This window comes from Bradyrhizobium sp. (genome assembly GCF_017881085.1).
GTDB lineage: Bacteria > Pseudomonadota > Alphaproteobacteria > Rhizobiales > Xanthobacteraceae > Bradyrhizobium.
Genome location: NZ_JADGRI010000300.1, coordinates 1 through 6,568, shown reverse-complemented (window position 1 = coordinate 6,568; position 6,568 = coordinate 1). Strand labels below are relative to the sequence as shown.

Here is a 6,568-nt window from a genome sequence, read left to right as displayed (position 1 = left end):
GGGCCGGCATTCGGGCTGATCAGGAACGTCTTGGTATCCGTCACCGGCTTGTGGATCGCCTGCAGGATATTGGAGAAGATCGGCCCCACCACGAAATCGACCTTGTCGCGCTCGAGCAGGCCCTTCACCTTGGTCACCGCGGCGTCCGGCTTGAGTTCGTCATCGACTGCGACGACTTCGACCTCGCGGCCGGCCATCTTGCCGCCGAGATCCTTGACCCCAAGCATGAAGCCATCGCGGGCCTGCTGGCCGAGCACCGCCGCCGGGCCCGATAACGTCACGATCACGCCGATCTTGAGCTTCTCCTGCGCGATGGCCTGACCGGCCGCGACGCTCAAGAGAACCGCGAGCCCTGCCGACTTCAACTGCTGCTTCATGACCACTCCCCGCTACACAACCAAGATCCGAGCTCAAGGCCTGAGCTTATTCTGATGACGGCTATCGCCGCAAGCGGAGCGCGCCCGGCTCGATCCCATCGGCGAGGCGGCATGCAAGCCGCGCGCCAATTGTTTGAACCCTAAAGAAATTGGCGAAGACGGCGCAGGCGCGGGCCGGCCGGATTTTTGACTTGCGGCACGAGGCGAATTATTTGAAGGTCAAAACAACAGGGCCGAGCCCGGCAGAGGCGAGGTTGGCTGCGCCGTTCTGCGTGCCGCCGTGAGGACCCAGGCAGGTGTGATTGCATCATGATCCTTGATTCCGAGACCAAGGCCGTCGAACTCCCGGAAGATCACGGCAACGAACTGAGATTGTGGCTCCGCCTGTTGACCTGTACGACCCTCATAGAAGGTGAGGTGCGCAGTCGGCTGCGCGAGCGGTTCGACGTCACGCTGCCGCGTTTCGACCTGATGGCTCAGCTCGACAAGGCGCCGGAAGGCATGACGCTGTCGGATGTCTCGAAGCGGATGATGGTCAGCAACGGCAACGTCACCGGGCTGGTCGAGCGCCTCGTTGAGTCCGGTCATCTCGACCGGCGCACATCGGACACCGACCGGCGCGTGCAGGTGATCCGGCTGACGAAAGCCGGCCGCGTCGAGTTTCGCAAGATGGCCACCGAGCACGAAACCTGGATCGCCGACATATTTTCCGATCTGACGCCGAAGGACGTCCGCGAATTGATGCGGCTGTTGGCCAAGACCAAGGCCTCGGCACAGAAATCAGCGCAAAAGCGAGCGTAGTCGCACCTTGAGCACCGGCGTCGATTACGAGGTTGAGTACAACAACCGGGCGCGGGTCCCGGAAAACCCCTCGATTATGGCAGGCTGGGCGAGGGACGCGGCCGCGTATCGTGCGCGTCACGCCCCCCGCGCGATCGCCTACGGTGCGGGCGCGCGGAACAGCATCGATCTCTTTCAAGGCAACGATGACGGGCCGGTCGTCGTCTTCATTCATGGCGGCTACTGGCAGGCGCTGGATGGCTCCTTTTTCAGCCATTTAGCCTGCGGCCTGAATGCCCACGGTATCACCGTCGCCATTCCAAGTTACGACCTGTGCCCAGCCGTCACCGTCGAAGAGATCATCCAGCAGATGCGGATGGCGACGCGTGAGCTGGCGCGGCTCGGACGCTCCCTTATTATCAGCGGCCATTCCGCCGGCGGGCATCTTGCCGCCTGCATGCTGGCGACCGACTGGCCGGCCTACGACGCTTCGTTGCCGGCAGATCCAGTCGTTGCGGCCTATGCCATTTCGGGCCTGTTCGATTTGGGGCCGCTGGTCGGAACATCGATCAACAGGGCATTGCATCTCGACGACGCGGCTGCCCGGGCAGCAAGTCCGCTGTTCTGGAAGGCGCCGCTGCGGGGAAGTCTCGACGCGGTGGTCGGCGAAAACGAAAGCGCGGAATATTTCAGGCAGAGCCGATCAATCGTTGAGCAGTGGGGCGCCGCCGGCATCGCGACCCGGTTCGGCGCCGTCCCCAGCGCCAACCATTTCACCGCGATTGCGCCGCTGGCTGATCCCGGCTCGCCGATGGTGGCGCGCATGATGGAATTGGCGAGGCGCTAGGCTTCAGGCTTAATCGGCGGTGCCGCGATTGACCTATGCGATTGCGCAGCCGAGGGGTGGGAACTCGCTAGATCCCGGAGAGGCCCAGCAGCGGCAGCAATCTCTGCAGAATAGCCCCGATGCAGATGAGCACGACGAGCAGCTTGAGGAGCTGTGCCAGTCGGCGGTCATTGGCGAATTTGTCGATCGCCCAAAAACAGATGGCACCGAAGACGACGATAATCAAAATACCGATCAGCGCGGAAAGCATCCCAGTCCCCTTCAGCATCGATTGCGACCACATCACCATATCGCGTGCCGCTGACGCGCGATAGCCGCTCCGTGAGGGCATTTGGCGATCAGGGTGCGTGGCGGACGCGGACCCCGGCCGGCGACGTCTTGATGCAAAAAAGTGCGGGACTGCCCGGATTTGGGCTATTGCGCCAAATTACTTTAAGTATAAAATGTTTGAGAAATAAGCTGCTTCCGAACGGCCTGGATATTGCTCTCAAGCCTTTCATCCCGAATTCGAGGGACGATGGAGACGATGGAAATGTCGGGTAAACACAGCCTCGGAATCGAGAGCCTTGGAATAGGAAGCCTTGGGATTCAAAGCCTTGGCCCGTCGGGTCACGTCGATGATTTTACACGGCGAAATCTTCCGCCGTTCGAGCAATGGCCGCAGTTGCGGCTCGACCGGCCGGAGTTCAGATATCCCGAATATCTCAACGCGGCGGTCGAATTGACCGACCGTAACGTCGAGAAGGGGTTCGGCGATCGTGTTGCGCTGATCGGCAACGGTCGTCAGCGCACCTACAAGGAACTGGCGGACTGGTCGAACCGTCTTGCGCATGCGTTGGTCGAGAATTACGGCGTGAAGCCGGGCAACCGGGTCCTGATACGCTCGGGCAACAATCCGGCGCTGGTCGCGGCATGGCTTGCGGCGACCAAAGCCGGCGCCGTCGTCGTCAACACCATGCCGATGCTCCGCGCCGGCGAATTGACGCAGATCGTCGACAAGGCGGAGATCGCGCTGGCGCTGACCGACAGCCGCATCGCCGACGAATTGGTCGCGTGCGCCAAGACCAGCCGGTTTCTCAAGCAGGTCGTGAATTTTGACGGGACGTCAAACCACGATGCCGAGCTCGATCGGGCGGCGCTGAGCAAGCCGGTCCGGTTCGATGCCGTCAAGACCGGCCGCGACGATGTCGCCTTGCTCGGATTCACCTCGGGAACCACAGGCGAGCCAAAGGCGACGATGCATTTCCATCGCGACCTCATGATCATCGCGGATGGTTATGCCAGGGAAGTCCTCGACGTCACTCCGGACGACGTTTTCGTCGGGTCTCCGCCGCTGGCCTTCACGTTCGGTCTGGGCGGTCTTGCGATCTTTCCGTTGCGGTTCGGCGCTACCGCGACGCTGCTGGAAAACGCGGCCCCGCCCGAGATGGTCAAGATCATCGAGACCCACAAGGCGACGATCTGCTTTACTTCGCCGACCGCGTATCGGGCGATGATGGCCGCGATGGACAAGGGCGCCGATCTGTCGTCGCTGCGTCTTGCTGTTTCGGCCGGCGAAACCCTGCCGGCGCCGGTATTCGAAAGCTGGACCCGCAAGACAGGCAAGACCATTCTCGACGGGATCGGCAGCACGGAAATGCTGCACATCTTCATTACCAACCGGGTCGGCGACGCCGTCGCCGGAACGACCGGGCGCCCGGTCACCGGCTACGAGGCGAAAATCGTCGACGACAACATGAACGAATTGCCGCCGGGGACCGCCGGCAAGCTTGCGGTTCGCGGGCCGACCGGATGCCGCTATCTCGCGGACACACGGCAATCTAACTATGTACGCGACGGCTGGAACCTGACGGGCGATACGTTCGTCCGCGACGCGAACGGCCGCTTGTCCTTCGTGGCCCGATCGGACGACATGATTATCTCCTCAGGCTACAACATCGCGGGCCCCGAGATCGAGGCCGCGCTGCTAAGTCATCCGGCCGTGGCCGAATGCGGCGTCGTCGGCGCGCCCGACGAGGCGCGCGGCATGATCGTCAAGGCCTATGTGGTTTTGATGTCGGGCGTGACAGCTGATGCGGCGATGGCGACCGCCTTGCAGGATCACGTCAAACGCGAGATCGCGCCTTACAAATATCCGCGCGCGATCGAGTTCGTCGCGCAACTCCCCAAGACCGAGACCGGGAAGCTGAAACGGTTTGCCCTGCGGCAGATCGCGCAAGCCGGCGCGGCCTCGCCGGGTATCGCTGCGGAATGAAGAAATCTCAGACGACGGAGAATTGTTCGTGAGCACGCCAAAAGGGCCCACGCTGGCGGTGCTGCCGGCGGCAAAGGACGAACCTTCGCCCGCTGGCTTACAGATCCTGCAACCGAGCGGCTGGCCCATGCCGAAGGGATACGCCAATGGCATGGCGGCCGACGGCCGGCTGGTGGTGACCGGCGGCGTGATCGGCTGGGACCATCACGGCCATTTGCCGGCGGATTTTGTCGCTCAGGTCGGTCAGACCCTGAGCAACATCTCGGCCATTCTTGCCGAAGGCGGCGCACGGCCCGAGCATCTTGTGCGCCTTACCTGGTATGTCGTCGACATGGAAGAGTATCTGGCGAACCTGAAGATGCTCGGGCAAGCCTATCGCGAGACCTTCGGCGCGCATTATCCGGCGATGGCGCTGGTCCAGGTCGTGCGCCTGGTCGAACCGGCGGCGCGGGTCGAGATCGAGGCGACGGCGGTGGTGCCGCGCTGAAGCGAATTCCGCCCGCCTAATTCCGGCAGCCTAATTCCGGTATGACGGATCGGCGCGGTCGAGTTTGCGCAGCAGGGCCGGCCAGGCCAGTTCGCCGTTGCGGTTGGGCAGATTGGGACGCGGCTTCACCTTGTCGAACGTCTTTTCCAGAACTTCCTGCGGCGGGTAGACCAGCCTGGTGTTGCAGGAGAGCGCCATCACCTGCACCTCGCAGGCGCGCTCCATGCGATACAGCAGGTTGAATGCCGCAGGGATCGTGCGTCCGACCACCAGCAGTCCGTGGTTGCGCAACACCATCGCCTCGTGATCGCCGAGGTCCCTGACCAGCCGCTCGCGCTCGCCGACATCGTCGGCGATGCCTTCGAAGTCGTGGTAGGCGATGTGGAGAAACCGCATCGAGGTCTGCGCCAGCGGCAGCAGCCCGCATTCCATCGCCGAGACCGCCATGCCGGCCGGCGTGTGGGTATGCGCGACGCAGTCGACATCGTGGCGGGCCATGTGGATGGCGCTGTGGATGACGAAGCCGGCGGCGTTGACCCCATAGTCCGAGGCGTTGAACAGCACGTTGCCGTCGACGTCGATCTTGATCAGGCAGGATGCGTCGATCTCTTCGTAGAGCATCCCGTAGGGATTGATCAGGAAGTGATCATGCGATCCGGGCACGCGGCATGAGATGTGGTTGGCGATCATCTCGGTCATACCGTACATCGCGGTAAGGCGGTAGCAGGCCGCCAGGTCGACGCGGGTCTGCCATTCCTCCGCGCTCACCTGTTCGCGGACCGATTTTATCATTTTGATCGCAGGAGAATGGACGGGAGGGACCATTGAGGTCTCCGATGCAACGGGTGATTCCGCGTAAGATTGAGCCTGACCGAAACCGCCTCAGGTTACCTGCAACTTCCTTTGCGCCGCAAGGTAGGGTCGCCACCATCCATGCAACTCAGCCATATCAGGTGCGCTGCGGTCGGCGAGCCAGGCTTGCTATCGGAGGCAAAGCGCGCTCTCCACAACTTTGCTGCACAGCAAAAAGGCCGTCGCAAATCCTTCATACGCGGCCTGTACTTGGTGCCCCGATGGTGTTGATGTCCCCATTTTAGGGCATGCCTTCCTTTGCGATCGGAGCCATTCATGAAGACCGTCCGTTTTGCCCTCGCCTTGCTTGCGCTGGCGCTGGTGGCGCCGTTGCAGTCTGCCAAAGCGGCCGACGTCATCTGCTACAACTGCCCGCCGGAATGGGCGGACTGGGCCTCCATGCTCAAGGCCATCAAGGCCGATCTCAACTACGACATTCCCCATGACAACAAGAATTCGGGTCAGGCGCTGGCGCAGATCCTGGCCGAGAAGAACAACCCGGTCGGCGACATCGGCTATTTCGGCGTCACCTTTGGCATGAAGGCGAAGGCCCAGGACGCGCTGGAGCCCTACAAGCCCGCCAATTGGGACCAGGTGCCGGCCGGATTGAAGGACCCCGACGGCTACTGGACCACCATCCATTCCGGCACGCTCGGTCTGTTCGTGAACAAGGATGCGCTGGGCGGCAAGCCGGTGCCGGCTTGCTGGAAGGATCTGTTGAAGCCGGACTACAAGGGCATGGTCGGCTATCTCGATCCGAGTTCGGCCGCGGTGGGCTACGTCGGCGCGGTCGCGATCAATCTGGCGCTCGGCGGCAACGCGGACAATTTCGACCCCGCGATCACCTTCTTCAAGGAATTGCGCAAGAACGATCCGATCGTTCCCAAGCAGACCTCCTATGCCCGCGTGGTCTCCGGCGAGATGCCGATCCTGCTGGACTATGATTTCAACGCCTATCGCGCCAAATATTC

Annotated in this window: 8 protein-coding genes; 5 read left to right on the top strand and 3 right to left on the bottom strand. The window is 62.3% G+C overall.

The window, feature by feature from the left end; genetic code table 11:
- Positions 1–377, bottom strand: a 377-nt coding sequence (locus QZ213_RS22630) for an ABC transporter substrate-binding protein (RefSeq protein WP_291688315.1), incomplete at its 3' end; no start/stop codon positions are given.
- Between the two features lie 309 nt (positions 378–686).
- On the opposite strand from QZ213_RS22630, the gene QZ213_RS22625 reads away from it, so the two are divergent.
- Both QZ213_RS22625 and QZ213_RS22620 read left to right on the top strand, forming a co-directional pair.
- Complete coding sequence (locus tag QZ213_RS22625) at positions 687–1,178, top strand: MarR family transcriptional regulator (protein WP_291688314.1); 492 nt, start codon at positions 687–689, stop codon at positions 1,176–1,178.
- Positions 1,179–1,185: 7 nt separating this feature from the next.
- A complete protein-coding gene (locus tag QZ213_RS22620; RefSeq protein ID WP_291688313.1) occupies positions 1,186–2,004 on the top strand; it encodes an alpha/beta hydrolase in 819 nt (272 codons plus the stop codon).
- A 67-nt stretch (positions 2,005–2,071) separates the two neighbouring features.
- Here the strand turns inward: QZ213_RS22620 and QZ213_RS22615 are convergent, their stop codons facing one another.
- Positions 2,072–2,254 carry a hypothetical protein gene (locus tag QZ213_RS22615; protein WP_291688312.1) on the bottom strand — a complete coding sequence of 61 codons (183 nt, stop codon included), beginning with the start codon at positions 2,252–2,254 and terminating at the stop codon, positions 2,072–2,074.
- A 282-nt stretch (positions 2,255–2,536) separates the two neighbouring features.
- Here QZ213_RS22615 and QZ213_RS22610 point away from each other — a divergent pair, with 282 nt between their 5' ends.
- Together QZ213_RS22610 and QZ213_RS22605 are read left to right on the top strand one after the other, a co-directional pair.
- Positions 2,537–4,258 (top strand): benzoate-CoA ligase family protein, encoded by a 1,722-nt coding sequence (locus QZ213_RS22610; protein WP_291688311.1) that lies wholly within the window; start codon positions 2,537–2,539, stop codon positions 4,256–4,258.
- Positions 4,259–4,286: 28 nt separating this feature from the next.
- The gene (locus QZ213_RS22605; RefSeq protein WP_291688310.1) at positions 4,287–4,745 is read left to right on the top strand and encodes a RidA family protein; all 459 of its coding nucleotides are present in this window, start codon (positions 4,287–4,289) and stop codon (positions 4,743–4,745) included.
- 30 nt (positions 4,746–4,775) lie between these two features.
- Here QZ213_RS22605 and QZ213_RS22600 read toward each other — a convergent pair whose 3' ends face one another.
- On the bottom strand, positions 4,776–5,537 hold the full coding sequence (locus QZ213_RS22600; RefSeq protein WP_291688309.1) for a class II aldolase/adducin family protein: 762 nt from the start codon (positions 5,535–5,537) through the stop codon (positions 4,776–4,778).
- Between the two features lie 336 nt (positions 5,538–5,873).
- On the opposite strand from QZ213_RS22600, the gene QZ213_RS22595 reads away from it, so the two are divergent.
- The coding region (locus tag QZ213_RS22595) for an ABC transporter substrate-binding protein (RefSeq protein ID WP_291688308.1) at positions 5,874–6,568 on the top strand (695 nt) is incomplete at its 3' end.

Coding starts and splice junctions, on each gene's coding strand:
- QZ213_RS22625 (WP_291688314.1), top strand. CDS start 687: ATGATCCTTGATTCCGAGACCAAGGCCGTCGAACTCCCGGAAGATCAC.
- QZ213_RS22615 (WP_291688312.1), bottom strand. CDS start 2,254: ATGCTTTCCGCGCTGATCGGTATTTTGATTATCGTCGTCTTCGGTGCC.
- QZ213_RS22600 (WP_291688309.1), bottom strand. CDS start 5,537: ATGATAAAATCGGTCCGCGAACAGGTGAGCGCGGAGGAATGGCAGACC.
- QZ213_RS22610 (WP_291688311.1), top strand. CDS start 2,537: ATGTCGGGTAAACACAGCCTCGGAATCGAGAGCCTTGGAATAGGAAGC.